24 protein-coding genes and 1 pseudogene are annotated in these 22,380 nt (G+C 35.1%); all 25 read left to right on the top strand.

Translation table 11 applies throughout. The features are described 5' to 3' along the window. Positions 1-93: 93 nt before the first annotated feature. Positions 94-654 (top strand): NADPH-dependent FMN reductase, encoded by a 561-nt coding sequence (locus I7822_RS04915; protein WP_207975686.1) that lies wholly within the window; start codon positions 94-96, stop codon positions 652-654. Positions 655-817: 163 nt separating this feature from the next. After that, complete coding sequence (gene ycaC, locus I7822_RS04910) at positions 818-1,462, top strand: isochorismate family cysteine hydrolase YcaC (protein ID WP_207975684.1); 645 nt, start codon at positions 818-820, stop codon at positions 1,460-1,462. Positions 1,463-1,774: 312 nt separating this feature from the next. Beyond that, positions 1,775-3,352 (top strand): nickel ABC transporter substrate-binding protein, encoded by a 1,578-nt coding sequence (gene nikA / locus I7822_RS04905; RefSeq protein ID WP_207975682.1) that lies wholly within the window; start codon positions 1,775-1,777, stop codon positions 3,350-3,352. After that, on the top strand, positions 3,352-4,296 hold the full coding sequence (nikB, locus tag I7822_RS04900; RefSeq protein ID WP_207975680.1) for a nickel ABC transporter permease: 945 nt from the start codon (positions 3,352-3,354) through the stop codon (positions 4,294-4,296). Before nikA ends, nikB begins: the two co-directional genes overlap by 1 nt. Then, complete coding sequence (gene nikC / locus I7822_RS04895) at positions 4,296-5,144, top strand: nickel transporter permease (protein ID WP_207975678.1); 849 nt, start codon at positions 4,296-4,298, stop codon at positions 5,142-5,144. Before nikB ends, nikC begins: the two co-directional genes overlap by 1 nt. Further along, positions 5,141-5,956 carry an ABC transporter ATP-binding protein gene (locus I7822_RS04890; protein WP_207975676.1) on the top strand — a complete coding sequence of 272 codons (816 nt, stop codon included), beginning with the start codon at positions 5,141-5,143 and terminating at the stop codon, positions 5,954-5,956. The genes nikC and I7822_RS04890 overlap by 4 nt, the downstream gene beginning before the upstream one ends. Next, a complete protein-coding gene (locus I7822_RS04885) occupies positions 5,937-6,695 on the top strand; it encodes an ABC transporter ATP-binding protein (RefSeq protein WP_207975674.1) in 759 nt (252 codons plus the stop codon). Before I7822_RS04890 ends, I7822_RS04885 begins: the two co-directional genes overlap by 20 nt. Positions 6,696-7,150: 455 nt before the next feature. Then, complete coding sequence (rpmG, locus tag I7822_RS04880; protein WP_207976298.1) at positions 7,151-7,300, top strand: 50S ribosomal protein L33; 150 nt, start codon at positions 7,151-7,153, stop codon at positions 7,298-7,300. Between the two features lie 99 nt (positions 7,301-7,399). After that, positions 7,400-7,669, top strand: a complete 270-nt coding sequence (rpsN, locus tag I7822_RS04875) for a 30S ribosomal protein S14 (protein ID WP_207975672.1) — start codon at positions 7,400-7,402, stop codon at positions 7,667-7,669. Positions 7,670-7,710: 41 nt separating this feature from the next. Next, positions 7,711-8,109 (top strand): hypothetical protein, encoded by a 399-nt coding sequence (locus tag I7822_RS04870; protein ID WP_207975670.1) that lies wholly within the window; start codon positions 7,711-7,713, stop codon positions 8,107-8,109. Positions 8,110-8,189: 80 nt separating this feature from the next. Then, entirely contained in the window at positions 8,190-9,365 is a 1,176-nt protein-coding gene (locus I7822_RS04865; protein ID WP_207975668.1) for an FAD-dependent oxidoreductase, read from the top strand. 59 nt (positions 9,366-9,424) lie between these two features. Beyond that, positions 9,425-9,531 (top strand): annotated as a pseudogene (locus I7822_RS30145) (GTP-binding protein); the annotation flags it as partial. 43 nt (positions 9,532-9,574) lie between these two features. Beyond that, a complete protein-coding gene (locus tag I7822_RS30825) occupies positions 9,575-9,733 on the top strand; it encodes a PDDEXK family nuclease (protein WP_207976296.1) in 159 nt (52 codons plus the stop codon). A 117-nt stretch (positions 9,734-9,850) separates the two neighbouring features. Beyond that, positions 9,851-10,684 (top strand): histidine racemase CntK family protein, encoded by an 834-nt coding sequence (locus tag I7822_RS04855; RefSeq protein WP_207975666.1) that lies wholly within the window; start codon positions 9,851-9,853, stop codon positions 10,682-10,684. A gap of 27 nt (positions 10,685-10,711) precedes the next feature. After that, a complete protein-coding gene (locus I7822_RS04850) occupies positions 10,712-11,509 on the top strand; it encodes a class I SAM-dependent methyltransferase (RefSeq protein ID WP_207975661.1) in 798 nt (265 codons plus the stop codon). Positions 11,510-11,539: 30 nt separating this feature from the next. Beyond that, a complete protein-coding gene (locus I7822_RS04845) occupies positions 11,540-12,835 on the top strand; it encodes an opine metallophore biosynthesis dehydrogenase (RefSeq protein ID WP_207975659.1) in 1,296 nt (431 codons plus the stop codon). 167 nt (positions 12,836-13,002) lie between these two features. After that, positions 13,003-14,628 carry a staphylopine-dependent metal ABC transporter substrate-binding lipoprotein gene (gene cntA / locus I7822_RS04840; RefSeq protein WP_243459272.1) on the top strand — a complete coding sequence of 542 codons (1,626 nt, stop codon included), beginning with the start codon at positions 13,003-13,005 and terminating at the stop codon, positions 14,626-14,628. A 291-nt stretch (positions 14,629-14,919) separates the two neighbouring features. After that, positions 14,920-15,852 (top strand): nickel/cobalt ABC transporter permease, encoded by a 933-nt coding sequence (opp1B, locus tag I7822_RS04835; protein WP_207975657.1) that lies wholly within the window; start codon positions 14,920-14,922, stop codon positions 15,850-15,852. Beyond that, positions 15,853-16,749 (top strand): staphylopine uptake ABC transporter permease subunit CntC, encoded by an 897-nt coding sequence (cntC, locus tag I7822_RS04830; protein ID WP_207975655.1) that lies wholly within the window; start codon positions 15,853-15,855, stop codon positions 16,747-16,749. Between the two features lie 3 nt (positions 16,750-16,752). After that, entirely contained in the window at positions 16,753-17,577 is an 825-nt protein-coding gene (cntD, locus tag I7822_RS04825) for a staphylopine uptake ABC transporter ATP-binding protein CntD (RefSeq protein ID WP_207976293.1), read from the top strand. Next, a complete protein-coding gene (locus tag I7822_RS04820; protein WP_207975653.1) occupies positions 17,564-18,310 on the top strand; it encodes an ABC transporter ATP-binding protein in 747 nt (248 codons plus the stop codon). The genes cntD and I7822_RS04820 overlap by 14 nt, the downstream gene beginning before the upstream one ends. A gap of 187 nt (positions 18,311-18,497) precedes the next feature. Next, positions 18,498-19,676 (top strand): staphylopine family metallophore export MFS transporter CntE, encoded by a 1,179-nt coding sequence (gene cntE, locus I7822_RS04815; RefSeq protein WP_207975651.1) that lies wholly within the window; start codon positions 18,498-18,500, stop codon positions 19,674-19,676. A 251-nt stretch (positions 19,677-19,927) separates the two neighbouring features. After that, complete coding sequence (locus I7822_RS04810; protein WP_207975649.1) at positions 19,928-20,632, top strand: hypothetical protein; 705 nt, start codon at positions 19,928-19,930, stop codon at positions 20,630-20,632. A gap of 92 nt (positions 20,633-20,724) precedes the next feature. Continuing rightward, positions 20,725-21,549, top strand: a complete 825-nt coding sequence (locus tag I7822_RS04805) for a CbrC family protein (RefSeq protein WP_207975647.1) — start codon at positions 20,725-20,727, stop codon at positions 21,547-21,549. Between the two features lie 75 nt (positions 21,550-21,624). Further along, on the top strand, positions 21,625-22,074 hold the full coding sequence (locus I7822_RS04800) for a GNAT family N-acetyltransferase (protein WP_307847680.1): 450 nt from the start codon (positions 21,625-21,627) through the stop codon (positions 22,072-22,074). The last annotated feature ends 306 nt before the right edge of the window (positions 22,075-22,380 follow it).

The raw sequence follows: 22,380 nt of genomic DNA, 5'->3' as shown, positions 1-22,380 counted from the left end.
TTTCTAGACTGCAGTGTAATTAGGTATAACGTCACTTTTTGCAATTGGTATATTATGGTACCATCGAGTTGATTTCAAACGAGGAGGAGTTGTATGACCAAAACCATCGGTCTTATTTGTGGTAGTTTACGAAAAGATTCTTATAATCGAATCATTGCCAAATCATTTACAGATTTGGATGATTCCCATCAATTTCACTGGATCGAAATTAATGATCTTCCTTTGTACAACGAAGACTTAGAAATAAGTGGCATTCCAGAAACAGTGACATCCTTTAAATCAGCTGTTCAGGACGTAGACGGTATCATTATTGTAAGTCCAGAATACAATTCCGGAATTCCAGGCGTATTAAAAAATGCATTGGACTGGGCATCAAGACCTCGGGATTCCTCTGTTCTTAGCAGAAAACCGGTGGGCCTTATTGGAGCAACTCCTGGTGGATTAGGTACTGCTTTTGCTCAAATGCAAATCAGACAAATACTAGAAGCCATGCAGGTTCATGTTCTTCCATTTCAAAAAGTACTGATTTCCCAAGTACATAAAAAGATTGATTCTGATCAGAAAGTGCTTACGGACGAACAAACAAAACGTTATCTTCAACAATATTTACACCAATTTATTCATTGGATTGATCACACTCCAGCTCTAGATTAAGTGCAGGAGACCAAGGATATATATACTTTTGACACACAATTAGTTTATAGAAAACGAATACCAGCAATCAGTTCAGTTAAATTGGAACAAACAAAGGCGTGTAAGATACATTTTCCAATCTATTAATCTTCTTCGATTACTTTAATTAAAGGAGGACAATAAAATGTCTGATTTCTATTCTCGTCTTAATAAAGATGATGCTGCCGTTCTTTTAGTTGATCATCAAACCGGCCTTATTTCCGGCCTTGTGCGTGACTATGGTGTGGATGAATTTAAAAACAATGTTATGGCGCTTGCTAAAACAGCTAAGTTTTTTGATTTACCGGTTATTTTAACAACAAGCTTTGAAAACGGGCCTAACGGACCACTAATGCAAGAATTGGTTGAACTCTTTCCTGACGCGCCAAAAATAGCTCGGCCTGGACAAATTAACGCATGGGATAATGAAGATTTTGTCAAAGTAATCGAAGAAACTGGAAAAAAACAACTTATCATTGCAGGAGTAGTTACGGATGTCTGCGTTGCTTTCCCGGCACTTTCCGCTATAAACGCTGGTTATGAAGTATTTGTTGCCACTGATGCTTCTGGAACATTTAGCAAACAAGTAGCAGATGCGGCATTATCGCGTATGGCCCATGGTGGGGTGCAACTCATGAACTGGTTTAGCATTGCTTGCGAATTACAACGTGATTGGCGCAACGATGTCGAAGGTTTTGGTGCTTTACTTTCTAGCCAACTTCCTGGTTATCAAAATCTTATTGGAAGCTATACGGGAGCTCAGAGAGATCTCAGCAAGCAGACTAACTAGATTAGCAGCTTATTAACGATGAAATAACTAACTTGTTTCTTTATTCAAGGAGCTTCTGTCACATTCAAGAAAAGAACGCGTTTATTTAGTAACGCGTCTTTTTTTTAGTATATTGAACTATTTCATTATTTCAATAAAAGATCCTCTAATTTATCGTACTCTTATCTATATTTCTCCTTTTCCAGGGAATTCTTTGATCGTAAAACAGATTATTATTTCATATAAAAGGATAAAAAGTAGTTGATAAATAGGAATCGTTACGATAATATATAAAACGTAATTATTACGAGTTGATATGGGGGTCCATTATAAATGATTAATAGAATAATAAATAAAACAGATAGTACGTGCCTTTCTCCATACATAAAGAAAAATTTAACAAAGTTAGGGTTATTGTTTATCTGTGTAATGTTATTAAGTGGATGTTTGAATAATTCATCCGTTACAGAAGAAGAGGATAAACATATTCATTTTTTATATAATTTTTCTACTAATTCGCTTGATCCTCATGTGGATTCTAGCTATGTTCCTTTGAGAGCGGGGATAACAGAGACACTGATAAGATTAGATGAAGAGAAATTAAGTATTGAGCCGTGGCTAGCAGAAAGCTGGGAAGGTGAAGATGGGCAAAATTGGATTATTAAGCTACGTGAAGATGTTAAATTTCAGAATGGTAAAGTGATGGATGCAGAAGCTGTCAAAATGTCTTTAGAACGAGCAGTTAAAGAGAATGTAGCCATTCAGAATGCATTGAAGATTGAACGTATAGATGCCGATGGTTATACTTTACGAATTAAAACCACTGAACAATTCCCAGAATTTATTTCTGAGTTAGTGAATCCAAATGTAGCTATTATTGATGTAACAGAGACTGATATTGTTAATCAACCGATTGGCACCGGTCCGTTTAAGCTTACGTCATTTGTCCCAGGTAGTAAGCTTGAACTTGAACGCTTTGATGAGTATTGGGATGGGGCTTCTAAGCTTGATCAAGTAACATTCTCTTTCAATGAAGATGCTAATGCCCGTACTCTTGCGTTAAAGTCTGGACAAGTAGATATTGTTTATCGACCTGAGGTTGAAAGTCTAGAAATGTTACAAGAAGACGAAGCTATTGAAGTTGAGTCAACATCGACGTTTCGGGTACATCAATTTACCATGAACCTTCAAAGAAAAAGCATTCAGGATGTTAATGTTCGCCGTGCTATAGATGCGTTAATTGACAGGCAGGAAATTGTTGAAAAAATCCTTCTCAATCATGCAGAGGTTGCAGTAGGACCTTTCCTACCTTCATTACCATTTGCTCCAACATATGATTCACAGCCTTCAGGAGAAAATGTGGCAATAAAGTATTTGGAAAAAGCAGGGTATAAAATGAAGGATGGAAAAATGCAAAAGAATGGAGAACCTCTTACATTTACACTCTTAACATATCCTGCAAGAGCAGACTTGCCTTTAATTGCACAAGTATTTCAATCAGATGCCAAGCAAATTGGCATTGATGTTGAAATTAGACAAATTGAGACACCAGAAGAGTTTATGGCGTCTAACCGTGATTGGGATTTAGCCACTTATAGTAATTTAACTGCACCACGTGGAGATGCAGGGTATTATTTAAATGCAACGTATCATCCAACCGGAGCTTTGAATTTTAGTAAAGCTGATGAACCGGAGTTAACGGCTATTATTGATAAGCTTAATCAGACAGTTAATCAAGAAGACCGCGCTATTCTAGCTGAACAGGCAGCGGATTATGTACATGAAAATATGATAAACTCCTTTGTTTTACATCCTTCCACAATTGTTGCGTATAACAAAAATAAAGTAGTAAATTGGGTGACAACCAAAAGTGAATACTACATGATAACGAACGAACTGGATGTGAAATAATGGTTCGAATTCTTATTTGTAAATTTCTTGAAGTTCTATTCTTTCTATTATTTATTACTTTTGTTAGTTTTTTATTTATCAGACTCGCACCTGGAGATCCAGTGTTAACGATTTTAAATGTAGATGAGCTTTCAGTTAGTCAAGAACAAGTAGAAGCGCTTAGAACAGAATTAGGGTTTAATAAGCCAGTGCTCGTCCAATATGGGCTCTGGCTTTTAAACTTCATTCAACTTGACTTTGGAACATCCTTCGTTACTGGTCAACAGGTGATGAGCATGCTTCTAACTGCTCTTCCTGCGACATTGGAATTAACTGTTGGTGCAATATGTGTAATGCTATTGGTATCTATTCCATTGGGCTCTTTATCAGCCCTTTATCGAGATAGTTGGATTGATAAAATAAGTAGAATACTATCGATAATTGGAGCAGCTATACCAAGCTTTTGGTTAGGACTTATTTTTATCGATTTATTTGGGGTTAGATTAAGCTGGTTTCCGACAATGGGTAGGGATGGATTTATATCATTGTTTTTACCATCTATCACACTAGGATTAGCGATTTCTAGTGTTTACGTTCGTCTGCTGCGATCTAGTTTGCTTGATTCCTATAGCCAAGAATTCATAAGAGCAGCACGTGCTCGTGGTCTATCTGAAGGAAGAATTTTTTTATTTCACGCATTTCGTCACAGCATTCCTCCTGTCATAACTGTTTTTGGTGTTAGCTTAGGAAGTTTGATAGGGGGAGTTGTCGTAATTGAAGTTCTTTTTGCTTATCCAGGAGTAGGAAAACTAATCGTAGATGCAATTCGACAAAGAGACTATCCTTTGATACAAGGATATATACTTATTATGGGGATCATTGTATTTATTGTAAATGCATGTGTGGATCTCTCATACCGCTATTTAAACCCTGAGATGAAAATGAAAGAAAGGGAGAACAATTGATGAAGGACTCCTTTATGTATTTATCGATACAGAAAAAATATAGATGGCAAGCTGTACTACTCATAAGCTTTACTATCATTGTGATAATTGCATGCTTATATACGTTTCTTTATTTAAGACATGATCCGACCTATACAAATTTAGACCGGAGACTTGAGGGAATGGGATTAGCGCATCCACTAGGAACGGATCATCTTGGTCGAGATATCTTGACAAGGCTTTTGCTTGGTGGTCAACAGACAATTGGCTTCAGTTTAATGGCCTTAGGTGTTGCTCTTCTTGTAGGAATACCAATTGGGCTTATTTCAGGATATAAGCGCAAGGTTATTGATCGTATATTTATGAGGATTGCCGATGGATTTTTAGCTTTCCCAGATACAATTGTTGCAATTGTGTTAAGTGGTTTGCTTGGTCCGGGTATAGGAAATCTTGTACTTGCTATTGTAATGGTTAAATGGGTAAATTACGCTCGACTTGTTCGAAGCACAGTATTATCTGAATCTCAAAAAGAGTATATTTTGATTGCGCGAACGAATGGTTTATCTTCTATAAAAATAATGAGGAAACATCTAGTACCTCACATTTTGGGAAATGTCCTTGTGATGGCTAGTCTTGACTTAGGAAAGATTATTTTACTTATTTCTTCTTTATCGTATATTGGTTTAGGTGCACAGCCCCCAGTCCCGGAGTGGGGAGCGATGTTAAATGACTCACGTCCTCACTTTCAGTCAAGTCCTGAATTAATGATTTATCCTGGACTAGCGATCGTTGTTGTTGTACTAATCACAAATCTAATCGGAGATTATTTACGTGACCACTTTGATGTAAAAAAAGAGGTGCAGAGATGATATTGTCTATTGAACAATTGTCTGTCAGTAGTGGCGAGAAAAAAATAATAGATCGTGTTTCTTTATCCATACGTAAAGGTGAATGGTATGCGTTAGTGGGTCAAAGCGGAAGTGGGAAAAGTGTGCTCTCACAGGCGATTGGTCAAATGCTGCCATCTAATTTACGAATGGAAGGAGTAATTAATTTCAACGAGCATAATATGATGTCGTTGTCTCGTAAACAATTAGGAGATATTCGTGGTAAGAAATTGTCATATATATTCCAGGATTATCAAGGCTCTTTTACTCCATTTCGAACGATTGGTCAGCATTTTCAAGAATATCAAAAGGTACATGGAATTAATAATAAAGAAACACGTAGAATGCAAACACTGGAGGCATTAGAATCTGTTGGGTTAGATGAAACATTTTATAACAGGTACGCATTTCAATTAAGTGGAGGACAGCTTCAGCGTGCTTCAATCGCATTAGCTCTAATGTTTTCACCAGACCTGGTCATTGCAGATGAAATAACGACGGCTCTTGATAGTGTCTCTACCCATAGAATATTAGAGCTGCTTTCAAAGCGGCAAAAAGAGTCTGGCTGTGCGATACTTTTTATCACTCATGATTGGCGACATGTTAGACGTTATGCAACTCGCTTAGCGATTATGAAGAGTGGAGAAATTATTGAATCTGGTGGCAAGCATCGTATACTTGATCATCCTCAGCATGAATATACAAAACAGTTGATAAAAGCGGCACCGATATTAGAAAAAGGTCTTCCTTCAGGATTAGATGGAGAGGTTTCATATGAATCTACTTTCTGTTAAACAACTAACAAAATTATATAATGGGCAAGAAGTCGTTAATAATCTGTCATTTGATTTGCAAAAAGGAGAATGCTTAGGGCTTGTAGGTGAAAGTGGGTGTGGTAAAAGTACAATCGCTCGCTGTTTACTAAGATTAGAAAATATTGACAGTGGCTCGATCTTCTTTAAAGACCAGGCAATTGAAAATCTTCGTCATCGTCAGCTTATTCCTTTTCGTAAAGATATGCAAATCGTCTTTCAAAATCCTACTGCCGCATTAAATCCTAAGCTGAAAATAAAGGATTCTCTACTAGATCCATATATTCATTATCGAAATGATCTAACACTAAGGCATTTTTCTTTTACATCGAAAGAACAATTTGTCCTTCAGTTACTAGATGCTGTGGGATTACCAGCCAGTTTAGCGGGACGTTATCCTCATGAATTGAGTGGTGGACAAAGGCAGAGGGTTACAATCGCTCGCTCGATCAGCATAGAACCTGAGTTAATTATTTTAGATGAACCAACTGCAAGTCTGGATGTCATTTCCCAAGCAGAAATATTAACTTTGTTGACTGAGCTGCGTCAGGATTTAAACCTTTCTTATCTGTTTATTTCACATGATCTTGCAGCAGTAAAACAACTGAGTCAACGAATCATGGTAATGAAAAAGGGGACCATTGTCGATCAATTTCCGTGTGCTGAATTATTTGATGATCAACGTCATGACTATACAAAGGAGCTAATTTCTATTTTTTAGAATGGGAAAGTTCTTTACGCAAAGGATTATTAAGTATTAAAAACCAAACCCTATAACAAAAGATGAAGGGAACATCAGTTTAAGATGTTCCCTAGTCGTTATTACTCAATAAGCTTCTCTAGGCCTTCTCATATTTCTCAAAACAGTAGTACGGTTACAAGGATTTTGATAACGATTACACACTAAATAAGTAACTTTGCAGTACTCTACAAAAAATGAGTTTATAAAATCACTTGCAAATAATAATCATTACGTTTTATAATAATGGTGTATTATAAACACCGACAAATTTTTACGCGATGTTAATGAGAAATAATGTTGGATGTTTTTATAAAGCACAAATCGTAATAGTGACGATTTGCGCTATAAAAAAGTTAGGACTGTCTGAAATTTATAGACCCATTGACTTTTTTTCAGATATAAGGACCAATAAAGACACTATAGGAGGAAAAATGATGAGAGTCAAAATTACATTAGCGTGTACAGAAACTGGAGATCGGAATTACATAAATACGAAGAATAAACGGACAAATCCAGACCGTACCCGAGCTTATGAAAATAGTCCGCGTTTTAAAAAATGCACTTTACACCGAGAAACCAAATAAGATAAGTAAGGTCCTTTTTCTCAGGGGAAAGTATGGTTCGTAAAACGTAATGATTCCATTTTATTAAAAGATGAAAGAAAACCAAAGGAGAAAATAGTAATGGCAAAAAAATCGAAAGTAGCAAAAGAACAGAAACGTCAGGCAATGGTGGAGAAGTATGCGGCTCTTCGTATGGAGTTAATAGAAAAAGGGGACTATGAAGCCCTTAGGAAACTTCCGAGAGATTCATCACCGACGCGATTAAAGAACAGATGTCTAGTGACAGGAAGACCAAGAGGATATTTAAGAAAGTTCAAAATGTCCCGTATTGCATTTAGGGAATTCGCTCATAAAGGACAAATTCCGGGAGTGAAAAAGTCAAGTTGGTAGAATATATACTCGTTCAACCGCTAAATAAAGGAATTTGAGGAATGAAACACATCATGGAAATTATGAAGGTGAGTAGCATGAAATCAATTAATCCAATCTTAATTAAATTTTTATATCGTAGTGCTGTTTCGAAACTATCGGATCAGAAGCGGGAAATCTATCAATTTATAGAGAGTAAGGAAAATCAATTAGAGGAAATCTCATTTAATGAGATGCAATTTATTCAGCTCATGAGTGAAAGATCCCCATATAAAGCTGCAGCAGACCATTTTTCGCTCGATATTACATCCATTAAGGAAGTAATGGATGAGGCACATGCAGAAATTGATCAAGTGATAAAGGAAAGGTGTAATCGAATAAAATGGATTGATTACAGTGACACGATGAGAAATAAGCAAGGGAGAAAAGATAACCAATGGTCTTTTATATTTGTTTCGTAGTGCTATCCTCAATCAGTCAGGAAATGATTTAATGATGGAAAATAGATTATTAAAATCACAATTTGCAAGTGGTGTTTTTTATGTATGAATGGGTGATTATTGGCGGAGGGATTCAAGGGTTGACGCTGGCTGCCTTTTTGATAAAAACTGGAAAAGCAAAGGCAGATGATCTTGCTGTCGTTGACCGTCACGCGGAACCATTAGCGAATTGGAAGAGAAGTACAAAAGTTATCTCGATGCCATATTTACGTTCCCCTTCTGTCCATCATATAGATGTTGATCCATTTAGTCTTCAGTCATTTGTAAAGAAGGGCTCCTATCATAAGAGAACGGCCTTTTATGGTCGATATAAGCGTCCATCCCTAGAAATATTTAACGATCACTGCGAGCATCTATTAAATGATCTATCGATAAATGAGACTTGGATTCAAGGACATGTGGCAGGGGCATTAAATACAATTGATGGCTGGCAGGTACATTTGAAAAACGGCCGTGTAATACATGGTAAAAAGCTTGTATTGGCCATTGGGATTGGTGAACAGCCTAATATGCCGGATTGGGCAATCGATCTTGACAGCAAATATCCAAAACGTGTTTATCATATTTTTGATCAAACGATGCCCGAATTTGATGTGATGAAGCTTCCCATTACAATCGTTGGGGGAGGAATCACGTCTATTCATTTGGCACTTAAGTTGAGTGAGCTGTATCCAAATCAAGTCACATTGTTGAAACGGCACCCTTTCAAGATCCATGATTTTGATAGTGATCCAGGCTGGTTAGGTCCAAAACGGCAGAAAGCATTCCATAATATTGGATGTTATGAAAAAAGGCGAGAGGAAATTATCTCTGCCAGATATAGGGGATCCATTCCTCATGACTTACATATAAAGCTGTTAAAGCGGGTTAAAAATCAATCCCTAGCTGTTAAAGCGGGTACGGTCGTTCGAGGTGAAGTTAAGAATGGCAGCATTCATCTTTTTGACGAGGAAGGTAAAATCATTGAACAAACAGGTACTGTATTGCTGGCTACGGGATATTTGCCAAGTCTCCCTGGAAGTGAATGGATAAAGCCGATGATCGAGACTTTGAAATTGCCTTGTGCGGAATGCGGATATCCCATTGTATCAAAAGCCTTACAATGGGGTCCGGATTTATATGTCACTGGTGCATTAGCGGAGCTTGAAATAGGTCCGATTGCTCGCAATATTTCAGGAGCCAGACAAGCAGCCGAGCGGATCGTAAAGCATTTATAAAGGAAATCTGCTCTTTTAGAATAAATTCAGTAAACTTTATTTATGAAAGGTTAGTTGAAATAAAAAAGATTCTATTGGCAGTATTATGCGGTTATTTAGGTGCAGGAAAACAACTTTGCTAAATCATATTTTAAATAATCGTGAAGGTAATAAGGTTGCTGTCCTGAAATTGTAGCTTAGTTTATACGACCTTATGACAAAATAATGAAATAAAATATCCTGCACAAACTATAAAGCCTTTTAGGAACTTGAATGATAAACGAATAATTGCGAAGTTTGAAATTGAACGTCAATACTGGAGTGACTCTGGAGTCGATTGCGGTATTAGGGTTACGACAATTGTGTGTGTTGATATAAAGTTGTATTGAGGCAATAGAACGTTATGAAATAATTTATTATAGATTCATAATCGTAATAATTACGATTTATGATTAATGAAACAATGAAAACTCAAATAAAAAATATAAGTGTAAAGGGTTGTTGTGATGAAACAGGAAATAGATTTTATAAAATTTAATCCAACACAAAATATGACGATCCTTGTTAAAACTAATTATCCAGTTGAGGAGTATAGACACATTGCTTCGAAAATAATGTCATATGACAACGTATATGCTGAACAAGTAGGTTTTATAGAAAAACCGATAAATAATAAAGCTGCTGCACAGCTACAGATGGCCGGAGGTGAGTTTTGTGGTAATGCTTGTATGGCATTGGCTGCTTATATTGCATCTGAAAACGGATTACAGCAAAATGATTTGACGGAAATATTATTAGAAGTTTCAGGCACAGATAAATTAATAATGTGTCATGTGAAAAGAAATTTAGATGAATATTACTGTCAAGTTACTATGCCTTTTCCTAAGAGGATAGAACAGAGAACAATTAAGTATGATGGCAGCGATTTAAATATGATTATCGTAAGATATCATGAGTTTATACATATTGTGATAGAAGTAGAGGAATTTAGTAAGACAGAGAGGGAAAAAGCGCAATCATTAGCAAAGTTGCTTGGAGTAACCTTAGGTGGTAACTTAATCGGCATTCTATTGTATAAATCTAATTCTCATGAATTGGCTCCTCTTATTTATGTCCCACATCTAGATAGCATGATATGGGAAAGGGGTTGTGGTTCAGGTACGGCCTCTTTAGGAGCCTATCTAGCTTGGAAGAATAAAGGGGAGATTGTTGCTAAGATCAGACAACCAGGTGGCACTATTAATGTAGCTGCTACTTGTTATAAAGAAGAATTAACAAGTCTTAGGATTGAAGGATCTGTCGGAATAGTAGCACAAGGCAAAGCTTTTATAGGTGTTTAGTTATAATACTGTGTTGGGGTGAAGTGAATGAATACTTTAAAAACTTTCGAAGAACATTTAAGTGATTTTTTTGAAAAATTTGATGATTTATCAGGAAGATACGACCATACAATCAATAATTGTTCAGAGTTAGAGATTTTAATAGATGATTATTCAAAATTCATAACAAACGAAAGTAATAAAGAAGCTTGGGAACAACTAGAACGAGAAGAATCTAGTGATTTTTTTAATCAACTTGTAGTGGGTTTAAGAAAAAAATCTGCACTTTGTGTTGCTATAATGGAAAAATACCGTGCATTCAAGTTGCAGAATGGAAATGTCGAAATGACTGATTACTTCCAAAATATAGAATCGTGTATTGAAAAAGAATTCGGAAGTTTCCGAGTTACTTCCAAATCAAAAGTATTATTAGTAGGATCTGGTTCATTTCCAATGACACCACTGTTAATTGCCAAGCGAACAGGAGCAGAGGTTGTGGGAGTAGATATAGATGATGAAGCAATTAACCTAGGAAGAAACGTTGTAGAAAGATTGGGGGCTGGATTAAATATTAGATTAGAAAAAACATTAGTAGAAAATCTTGATTATATAAAAGATGTGACCCATATCATTTTTAGTTCAACTGTTGAAAGTAAATATGACATTTTGGATCAATTACACATATTGACGAATGAAAATGTAGTTGTTGCTATGAGGTATGGTGATCAGTTGAAGTCCTTATTTAATTACCCATCGAGAGAGGTGGATGGGCAAAAGTGGAGACAAGTTGAAAAGATATTACGACCCGATCATGTATTTGATATTGCATTGTATAAAAAAGCATAACTTACTTGTTTGTAAGAAAGGGAGGCCCTTATGAGTGAGTTTAAGAAAGTCTTATTGTTAGGAACTGGTCCTACATCAATCCAACTTGCTGTAAATTTTAAAAAGAAATTGAATTGTTATGTGGGAATTGCCGGAAGAGAATCTGTTCGTTCAGAAAAAGTCTTTGCGGAGCTTAAGCAAAGTGACCAATTAATTCGTGTAAGCGTCCAAAATGAAAAGCATCGAGGTATGGAAGGTGAATGCTTCATTGATCAAGTTTTTAATGGATATGGAACAATTAAGGGTGACTGGGATACTATTATTCTATCTGTAACCACGGATGCCTACATCGAAGTATTAAAACAAATCAAAGATAAGCTTTTAAAACAAGTAAGGTGTATTGTTTTAATTTCTCCGACTTTTGGATCGAATAGTTTAATAAGTAATTATATGAACCAGCTTAATTCGGATGCGGAAATTATTAGTTTTTCTACATATTTTGGTGATACACGATGGATGGACGACAGACCACTTAATCATGTTTTAACAACAGCAGTAAAGAAAAAGATTTATATAGGCTCCACACACTTTCCGTCTAAAAATGTCAACAGACTATGTAAGGTATATGAACAATTAGATATTACGCTAGAAATTATGAAATCTCCAATTGAGGCGGAGACACGAAATATTTCTTTATATGTACACCCACCGTTGTTTATGAATGATTTTTCATTAAGTGCTATATTTGGAGAATTAGATACCAAGAAATATGTATATAAAATTTATCCTGAGGGACCCATTACGCAATATTTAATTCGTGATATGCTGGCCCAATGGAAAGAAATTATGAATGTTCTAGGGAAGATGAATTTACAAAGTATCAATTTACTTAAATTTATGACAGATGATAATTATCCGGTGAGATTGGAAAGTTTATCACGTAACGATATAGAAAATTTCGATCAGTTAGAGATTATTCAGCAAGAATACTTATTGTATATACGCTATACCGCACTGTTAATCGATCCTTTTTCAGAACCAGATCAGGAAGGAAAATATTTTGATTTTTCTGCTGTTCCATTTAGGAAAATATTCGTCAATAGGGAAGGGTATTTGGATATCCCTAGGATGCCAAAGGAAGATTATTATCGAATAAAAATCATACAAGGAATTGCAAGATATACAAAATCGCCTTGCCCAACCATAGATAAATTTATTAAAACTTATGAGAATAAAATTGAAAAGGTTGCTCAATCTCATAAAGGTGAATTGCTATCTAAAGCATTTACCGTTCAAAGCTTTGATGAAGACTTGAAAATGATATGCAATGAATTGGAAAAAGTATAGGAACAAGACGATGAAACAGTCTTTTCTTAAAAATAATAGAGTAGTATACTACATAAATAGTAATCATTACGATTTAATTCAGTGAATATGGGTGTAACACTAATCATATCTAGCCGGCAAAAGTGAGTTACATTCAAATTTAGCAAGACGAAAGGGAGAAGAGTACATTGTTAATTAAAAGGCATACGTTAGCGGCACTCGTTTTTTTGGTTTTATCTATTCTAGTTGCCTGCTCTGTTAATTCAGGAAAATCTGGTAATGCAAAGGAAGATACAGATTCAACGAATAATGAAAAAGAACTAGTTTATGCATCAGCCAAAGATATTAATGATATGAACCCTCATTTGTACACAGGTTCAATGCCAGCTCAAGGGATGGTATATGAATCATTAGTTGAAAATACGAAAGATGGAATTAAGCCTTTACTTGCTGAGTCCTGGGAAGTTTCAGAAGATGGAAAAGTATACACTTTTCATTTAAGAAAAGATGTGAAATTCCATGATGGGGAACCATTTAACTCAGAAGCCGTGAAGCAAAATATTGAGGCTGTTCAAAATAATGCAGAAAAGCATTCTTGGATTAAGCTATCAACAAAAATCGAGAGTTGTAATGTAGTAGATGCGTATACAGTTGAATTAGTTCTGTCAGAAGCATATTATCCAACTTTAGTTGAATTGTCTATGACTAGACCTTATGTATTCCTATCACCAAAAAATTTTATTGACGGGGAAACAAAAGATGGTGTAAATGGTTACAACGGGACAGGACCATATGTTCTTACAGAACATAAGACCGATCAGTATGCCACTTTTGAAGCAAATGAAAACTACTGGGGTGGCTCGCCTAAGATTAAGAAAATTACTTCTAAAGTTCTTCCAGCAGGGGAAACGACATTTTTAGCCTTACAAAAAGGAGAAGTAAACTTTGTTTTCACTGATGATCGAGGTGCAGACAGTCTTGATGTTGAAGCAATGAATCAATTAGTTGATTCAGGTGAATATCAACTAATAAGAAGTGAGCCAATGAATACGAAAATTATCGTAGCTAATAGTAGTAAATCGGATAATCCAGTAAATGAGACAGCTGTTCGTGAAGCGATTTGGTACTCTATCGATAGGGAAACAATTAGTAAGGATATTTTAAATGGTACAGAAACAATAGCCAATACATTGTTTTCATCTAACGTTAATTATGCAGATGTCGATTTGAAGAAACGAGGCTACGATGTCGAAAAAGCGAAAGAAATCTTAAAAGACGCCGGATGGAAATTAGGGAATGGTGCTGAAGTTAGAACGAAAAACGGCAACAAATTAGCAATGAAACTTTATTATGATAGCAATTCTTCTTCCCAAAAAACACAGGCTGAATTTATTCAACATTCATTAAAAGAGATAGGTATTCAGCTGGAGATTATTGGTGAGGAGTCAACTTCAATTGCTAATAGAAGATCAACTGGTGAATATGATTTATTATTCAATCAAACATGGGGACTAGCGTATGATCCACAAAGTACAATCTCTGCTTTTACTTCAAAGGCTTCTTACTTACATACCACAAGTGGCATTGCAAAAGCAGATGAACTCTACAAGAAGATTGATGAAGTTATGGTGTCCACCTATGAGGAAACACGAAAATCATTATATGCTGATATTTTGACAATCGTCCACGATGAAGCAGTCTTTATCCCAATTTCAAATGGAAGCGTCACTGTAGTGGCCCCAAAAAATTTAAAAGGTATTTCATTTAAGCAAACCCAATTTGAACTACCATTTGAACTAATGAATTTTGAATAATAGTATGAACAAAAGCGCAAGCGCCTTGAACAGCCTAAGGCAAATAAGATGATTTAGAATAGAAGGCGTTCTTTGCCTTCAATTCTAAATTAGCTTAGACCCAAGAGGGGCTAGGCGCTGGATCTGGATGTCGTGTGCTTATTCACAGTTCAAGAATTTTATAATTTCCTAAACGAAAATAAAAGGGGGAATTCCCCCTTAGTTTAAACCCTTATCTCATATAGCAAAGTTCTGACAGTTTATTGGAAAGGATATTTTCTGCTGATTTTTTCTAATGAAAGGAGATTTTCTTTGAGACGTTACATCATTAAAAGGCTGTTAATTTCGATCCCTTTACTGCTATTCATATCATTTTTAACGTTTGTATTAACTAATCTTTCTCCCTTAGATCCAGCCGAAGTGGTATTGCAAGCGCAAGGTGTTCCAACAATAACAGAGGAATTAATGGCTCAAACGAAAGAAGAGCTGGGGATGGATCAACCATTTATCATACGTTACTTGGATTGGGTCATTGCTTGCTTAAAGTTGGATTTTGGGAATTCCTATGTGACAGAAAAACCAGTTTGGTCATTAATAGGTCCAGCTTTTGTAAATACGTTCAAGCTGACGTTCGTTTCATCTGTTGTCATTATCCTAATATCGATACTATTAGGTGTTATTTGTGCGATGAATGAAGGGAAATTAATTGATAAGTCGGTAAGAGGATTTTCATTTTTTTTAACTTCCATGCCATCTTATTGGCTGGCTGCTATTATGATTTGGTATTTTTCCGTTAAATTGGATTTATTACCAACTAGTGGAATGGAGTCGTATAAAAATTACATTCTACCGGTTATTGTCATAGCTGTAAGTTATGCAGGTATCTATTTTAGGGTAGTTAGGAGTTCGATGTTAAGCAATTTAAATGAAGACTATGTTCTGTATGGAAGGGCATGTGGCTTAACAGAGAGGAAAATCACGCTACATATATTAAGGAATTCATTGCAAGTTGCCATTTCAATATTTTGTATGGCCATACCCATTATATTGGGAAGTACTGTAGTAATAGAAAATGTTTTTGCTTGGCCAGGGTTAGGAAGTCTAAGTGTTAGATCCATATTGAGCAGAGATTTCCCCATTATCCAAGCTTATGTTTTTATAGTAGCAGTGGCCTTTGTATTGTTTAATACGATTTCTGACATTATAAATGCTGTGATGAATCCTAAATTAAGGAATGATCTCTAAATGAGAGTATTGAAAAATATAAGTAAAGATAAGTTAGCTGTTATTTCTTTATTAGCCATTGTTGTAATTATTGTTGTTGGAATATTTGCTCCTATATTTTCACCCCATGACCCAAATCAAGTAAATATGACTCTTCGGTATGCAGGCTTTTCGTGGGAATACCTATTAGGAAACGATCACTTAGGGAGATGTATCTTATCTAGATTAATTTATGGGATTCGTCCCAGCGTTTTATGGGTTTTAGTTGTATTAGTAATATCTGTTTTGATTGGGGCTATCTTAGGTTTTCTAGCAGGATACTTTAGAGGAACAGTAGATGCTTTAATCATGAGAGCTTGTGACATCATGCTTTCTTTTCCTGGGTATGTAATGGCATTGGCGATTGTTGGTATTTTGGGCGTGGGTCTTGAGAATATATTGATTGCGTTTATTCTGATTAAATGGGCTTGGTTTGCTCGAATCATTAGAACGTCTGTGATGCAGTATGCTGAATCAGACTATGTGAAATTTTCCAAAGCTTCTGGAACAAAAGATATAAAAATTATATACAAGCACATTGTTCCTGTTACATTTTCTGATATCGCGGTTATATCAAGCAGCTCTATTGGTTCCATGATTTTGCAAATATCCGGGTTTTCTTTCCTCGGTTTAGGCATTCAAGCTCCAAATGCTGAATGGGGGATGATGTTAAATGAGGCGAGGGAAGTAATGTTTACAAGGCCTGAGTTAATGTTAGCACCCGGTTTAGCTATTATTATTGTCGTATCGGCATTTAATTTTTTATCTGACGCACTTCAAGTTGCTTTAGATCCTAAATTAGTAAACTCTAAAAATATGCATCAAGAAAATGTACCTCTCTCTAAAATTATGCTTCAAGAAAAAGAGGTGGCTAATTAAATGATGAATCTATTAGAAGTTAAAAATTTAAAGATATGGGATGTTAAAACGGGGAAAGTCATTATACATAATAGTTCATTCCATTTAAAGCAAGGAAGCTGTCTGGCAATTGTTGGAGAAAGCGGAAGCGGTAAGTCTTTGACATGTAGGGCAATTATGAGATTAAATAGATCCTCGCTTCACCAATCAGGGGAGATTTTATTTAAAGGGGAAAATGTAAACAACCTTTCTGAAAAAGAGATGAGAAAGAAAAGGGGAAGAAGCCTTTGCATGATTCTGCAAAATGGGATGAGTGCGTTTGATCCTTCTTGTGTGATTGGTGTTCATTTAAAGGAAACGCTTGCTGAACATTTCGAGTGGAATAAAAAAGAAATAGAAGAAAAAATGAAAAATGCCATGGAAAGTGTCATGCTTAAAAATCCGAAAGAGATTATGAACAAATATCCACACCAGCTATCGGGTGGGATGTTGCAGAGAATTATGATCGCGTTAACAATCGTCTTAGAGCCTGACATTATTATCGCTGATGAACCGACAACAGCGCTTGATACCATTACGCAATTTGAGGTCATTGAACAACTTATTAAATTACGAGAAAGAATGGGTTGTTCAATGATTTTTATTTCACACGACTTAGGCGTTGTAAGAAAAATTGCTGATGACGTTTTAGTTATGAAGGATGGAAAAATTATCGAAAGAGGGGGTACTCAAGCCATTTTTTCAGAACCAAAACATGAATATACAAAATATTTAGTTACTACTAGACTAGCCCTGAGTGATAATTTAAAAAAAATTATGAGGGGAGGGGCTAAAGTTGCTGAAGGTTGATCGTGTTGAGAAATCGTATAAAAAAGGTGGAGTGTTTTCTGCAGAAAGACAGAACGTTTTAAAGAATGTAAGTTTTGAATGTAAGGAGGGAGAATGTCTCGGTATTATCGGAGAGAGTGGAAGTGGAAAATCAACATTAGGGCGTTTGATAGTAGGAATTGAAAAGCCTGATCGTGGAACAGTTTTATTTGAAGGAAAGAGTGTAGAGGATAGAAGAGTGAGATTAGGCAATATTAGCGCTGTTTTTCAAGACTATAAATCTTCAATTAATCCCTTCTTTACTGTTGAAGAAGCAATAATGGAGCCATTAAACATTCAGAATAAGGGCAAAAAGGAAAATCAAAGCAAGATTGATCATCTATTAAATCAAGTAGGATTAAGTTCTTCCTATAAAGAAAAATATCCTCATGAGTTATCAGGTGGAGAGGTTCAGAGGGTGTGTATTGCAAGAGCCATTTCAACAGAACCAAAATGTGTTTTATTAGATGAAGCAATCAGTTCATTAGATATATCTGTTCAAACACAAGTCCTTGAGTTGTTAATAGAGTTAAAAAAAATCTACAACATGAGTTATGTTTTTATAACTCATGATATACAGGCTGCTGCCTATATTTGCGACAGAGTCATTATTTTTAGAGGTGGTCAAATCGAAGAAGCGCTTAAAATCGAACAATTAAAGGACGTTCAGTCAGAGTACGCAAAAAAATTATTGCAGGCGTTAATAACGTTTTAATATTACTTACGATGAAGTAAGACAAGGAAGCGATCTATTTGAGGGAAATGATTATTCATATATACAGTCTTTATAGCAAAGTGGATATGAAAGTAATGCAGATTTTTTGTTAATAGTGGAATAACTTTCGAAAAGAGTATATTAATACATAAAGTCATTGTTACGCGATTTTAGGAGGAGAAAAATTGTGAGTGGAGCTATGTCTTGGCCTTTTTTACGTTTGTATCTGCTGGTTCTTCTGTATTTTAGTGCCAATTCTATACTAAATGTGATTATTCCATTACAAGGAGAATCATTAGGAGCCAGCAATACAACAATCGGCTTGATAATGGGGGCATATTTGTTTACAACCATGTTCTTTCGTCCATGGGCAGGCCATATTATTCAAAAGCACGGACCAATAAAAATTTTACGCATTATTCTTATTATCAATGGAATTGCTTTAATACTATATACATTTACTGGATTAGGTGGTTATTTAATTGCGCGTATGTTACAAGGGGTATCGACAGCTTTTTTTTCAATGGCATTACAAATAGGAATTATTGATGCACTATCAGAGAAGGATCGTTCTCAGGGCATTTCACTTTATTCTTTATTTTCATATATGCCGGGTATTATTGGCCCAATGCTTGCGTTAGGCATTTGGCAAGAGGGAATGGATTACTTTACAGTAATGATGATAGCAATTGCCCTCTTTACAGGAGTATTTGGCTATAGTGCCAAAATGGAAAAGGATAAGAATCAACCTGTTGTAAAAAGTAATGAGCAGGGAGTAAGTACATTTAAGTCATATAGTCAGTTAGTAAAAAATCCATTTTTGTTTAAATGCAGCGTATTGATGTTAGTTTCTTCCTCTGTCTTCGGGGCTATTACAACCTTTATACCACTGTACGCTATGCAATTAAAAAACGGTAATGCTGGAATTTATCTCATGCTCCAGGCGGGGGCAGTTGTTTATGCTCGTTTTGCTTTAAGAAAAAAAATTCCTTCAGATGGAAAATGGCATTCATCTTTTATCATGGGGACTATGTTTATTCTGGCATTGGCGGCCCAAAGTGTAAGCTTTTCAATTATGGGTGGAGCAATTTTTTTCTATGTTGGTGCAATTTTAATGGGGATAGCACAGGCCCTCCTTTATCCAACGTTAACAACGTATTTGACCTTTGTTTTGCCTCAGATGAATCGCAATGTGTTACTTGGTTTATTTATTGCTATGGCTGATCTAGGTGTATCGCTAAGCGGTGTCATTATGGGGCCGATGGCTGATATTTTTTCATACTCATTTATGTACATGATTTGTGCTATCTTAGGTGTCGCGATGATCTTCTTTGCCTATGATCGCCGAAAAATATTTGTTGGGTAAATTGAAGAATTCTTTTAAAAGTATCATTTATGACTTTTGAAAGGATTCTTTATTGTGGTTAAATTTAATATTTTACTCTTATATAGGATAATCTCTTAAGGGGTAGCGTCAGGGAAATCTATTAAATGTGGTAGAGTTAGAATTAAGGTGGGGGGACATTGTGAGATTGTGATTAGTTTTTTGAGGGAGAATAGTTGTACAAGGTATTAGGAATTTTTGGTAAAATTAGAATGGAGATTAAGGAGGAGTCAATGAATAAAACAAATTGGTTAATTTGTGGTACTATTGCGATTTTAATTGTTATTGGTTGGTTTACATTTCAAAAAGTCACAGATGACACTTATGAAGGAATGTCAATTATACCAGAACAACACAAGGATATTCCTTTATTTGAAGGCTTGAAACCAACAGAACATAAGTATGTAATGGAAGGAAACCACTGGAATGATATTTATGATTTTTACTCAAAAGAACTCCCAAAGTATGGTTGGAAAGTTGAATACGAACAAAGCTCTTCTAATGAAAACAAAGAAGTAGCAGGTTTTATGTCTAGATGGCGTAAAAAAGGATTAGATTGGGAATTATCTATTTCGGCAAGCTACTTTAAAATGAATAATCGAACGGAAGTTATTTTTGATAAAACTCCTATTTATCATTCAACAACTTGGATTGACAATGTTCCAGCTAGTATATGTATCTATCAAAGTTCTTCTAATGAAGGTTGTTCTGAAATAAATGACAAAATTCAATTAGAAGGAATTGTAAATTTTATCAACGAAGCTATTGACTGGGATGAAGAAGTATCACCTCGTGAAAAAACAAGTGTCATAGACTTTGGAGATATCGAAATAAAGGTGTTGTATGAAAACGACAAAGAAATTTACTTTCAATCAGAAAAAGGTACAAAAATTATGAAACCTGAATCAGATTTCTTTAAACTTACAAATCTTAAATGATTATTGTCTTATTAAAGTAACTGGTTAATTTAATAATGAAAGATAATTTCAATGATAGTAATCTAATAATTTACTTGAAGGAAGATTAATATATGTCCTATACCTTAATATTAGAAATTGATCTTGTAGAATTGAATAATAATCAGAAAGGGACATTCTTGTCTGAGGTGAGTAAATACATATCTACCCAAGATTTCGAATCATTTAGGAGGTCTGTTAGTAACAGTACAGAAGTTTATCATGTACTTGATACTGAATACAATAAGATTATCAACATAAGAAAAATAATTAAACGGTTGAATGATTATACGACGAAATTTACTATATATCAGGAAACTGAAGATAAAAAAATAACAATTACTCTCCTTGACCTAGAAAATATAATAGATGAGTTTAAAGTTATCCACCAGCTCCCTTATTTTAAATATCATCCTAATGTTTATGAAAGTGGAAGTATATCTTACTATAAAGATATATGTGAGGTGTGTAACCAAGAGAGTTCTTTCTTTAATGAGGGAAGTTATGGAGAAAGTGACTTAGAAGTTATATGTGTTCATTGCATTGCATCTGGAAAAGCAGGGAAGGAACATGATGTATTCTTTAATTATCAATATCCAATCTCCTTTAAAGATGATAATAAAGTTGCTGAACTTCATTTAAGAACTCCTTCAATTCCATCGTGGCAAGAAATATCCTGGTTAGAACACTGTAATGATTTTTGTGCCTATATAGGAATAGTAGATTGGGAAGGAGTTCGTCACCTCGAGCCAGAACTCCAAAGTGATTTAACAATAGAAGCATCAAAGTATAATCTTCAGCAGAGTGATCTCAAAAATGCCTTGAATTCTTATATAGTTGGACATTTATATAAATGTCTTCATTGTGGTAAGTACAGATTAACAACAGATTTACCTTAATATAGAAGTTTGTGAAGACGGCTAGTATTCAACAGTTTTTAAGAGATAAATGTATAAAAACTTAGGAGGAGTATAGTGAACCAAGAGGAAGTCAAAATTATTCAGTATAATCCTAAGTACGCTGAACAAACAGTTAAAATGTGGCGAGATAGTAAGGAAAAGGCTATTAATAAGAAAGAATTTCACAGCTTTGAAAATCAAGTAGATTTTATAAATCATATTTTACCAGTACAGTTTCAAATTGAAGTAGCGTTAGTTAGTGACAAAATAGTAGGAATGATCGCCTATAATGAAACGGAAATAAGCCAACTTTATATTCATCTAGATTATCAAGGAATCGGTATAGGTCAAAGACTGATTGATAGAGCAAAGGAAAAATCAACTGGTAGATTAACATTATACACATTTGAGGTAAATAAAAAAGCACAGCGATTCTATGAGAAGCATGGATTTAATATCATTGGTAGAGGGTATGAAAATGAAGAAAATTTACCAGATATTAAATATGAATGGAAATCCAACTAAAGAGTAACCCTTGGGTTATTAATTCTTATATCTCATTCTTTTAACTTATGCAGTAATGAACCGGTAAAGAAACTTGAAAAATATTCTCATAATTGAAGAGCTGAAATGGAATGTAATGGTTTGGATTTAACACACACACGTTTATTAAGTATTTATAAAGAAAAAAGCTCAGAGCTTTTATGAAGTGACCCCATAAAGTGAGACAAGGAAAAAACACCTCCTGAGTCGTATTTAATCAATATGATTCTAGCGGAGGTGTTTTTCTTATGGGTACAAGAATCCCTTATCCAGAGGAAATTAAATGGA

The sequence above is a fragment of the Metabacillus bambusae genome (assembly GCF_017497975.1).
GTDB lineage: Bacteria > Bacillota > Bacilli > Bacillales > Bacillaceae > Metabacillus > Metabacillus bambusae.
This window is presented reverse-complemented; position numbering and strand designations above follow the sequence as displayed.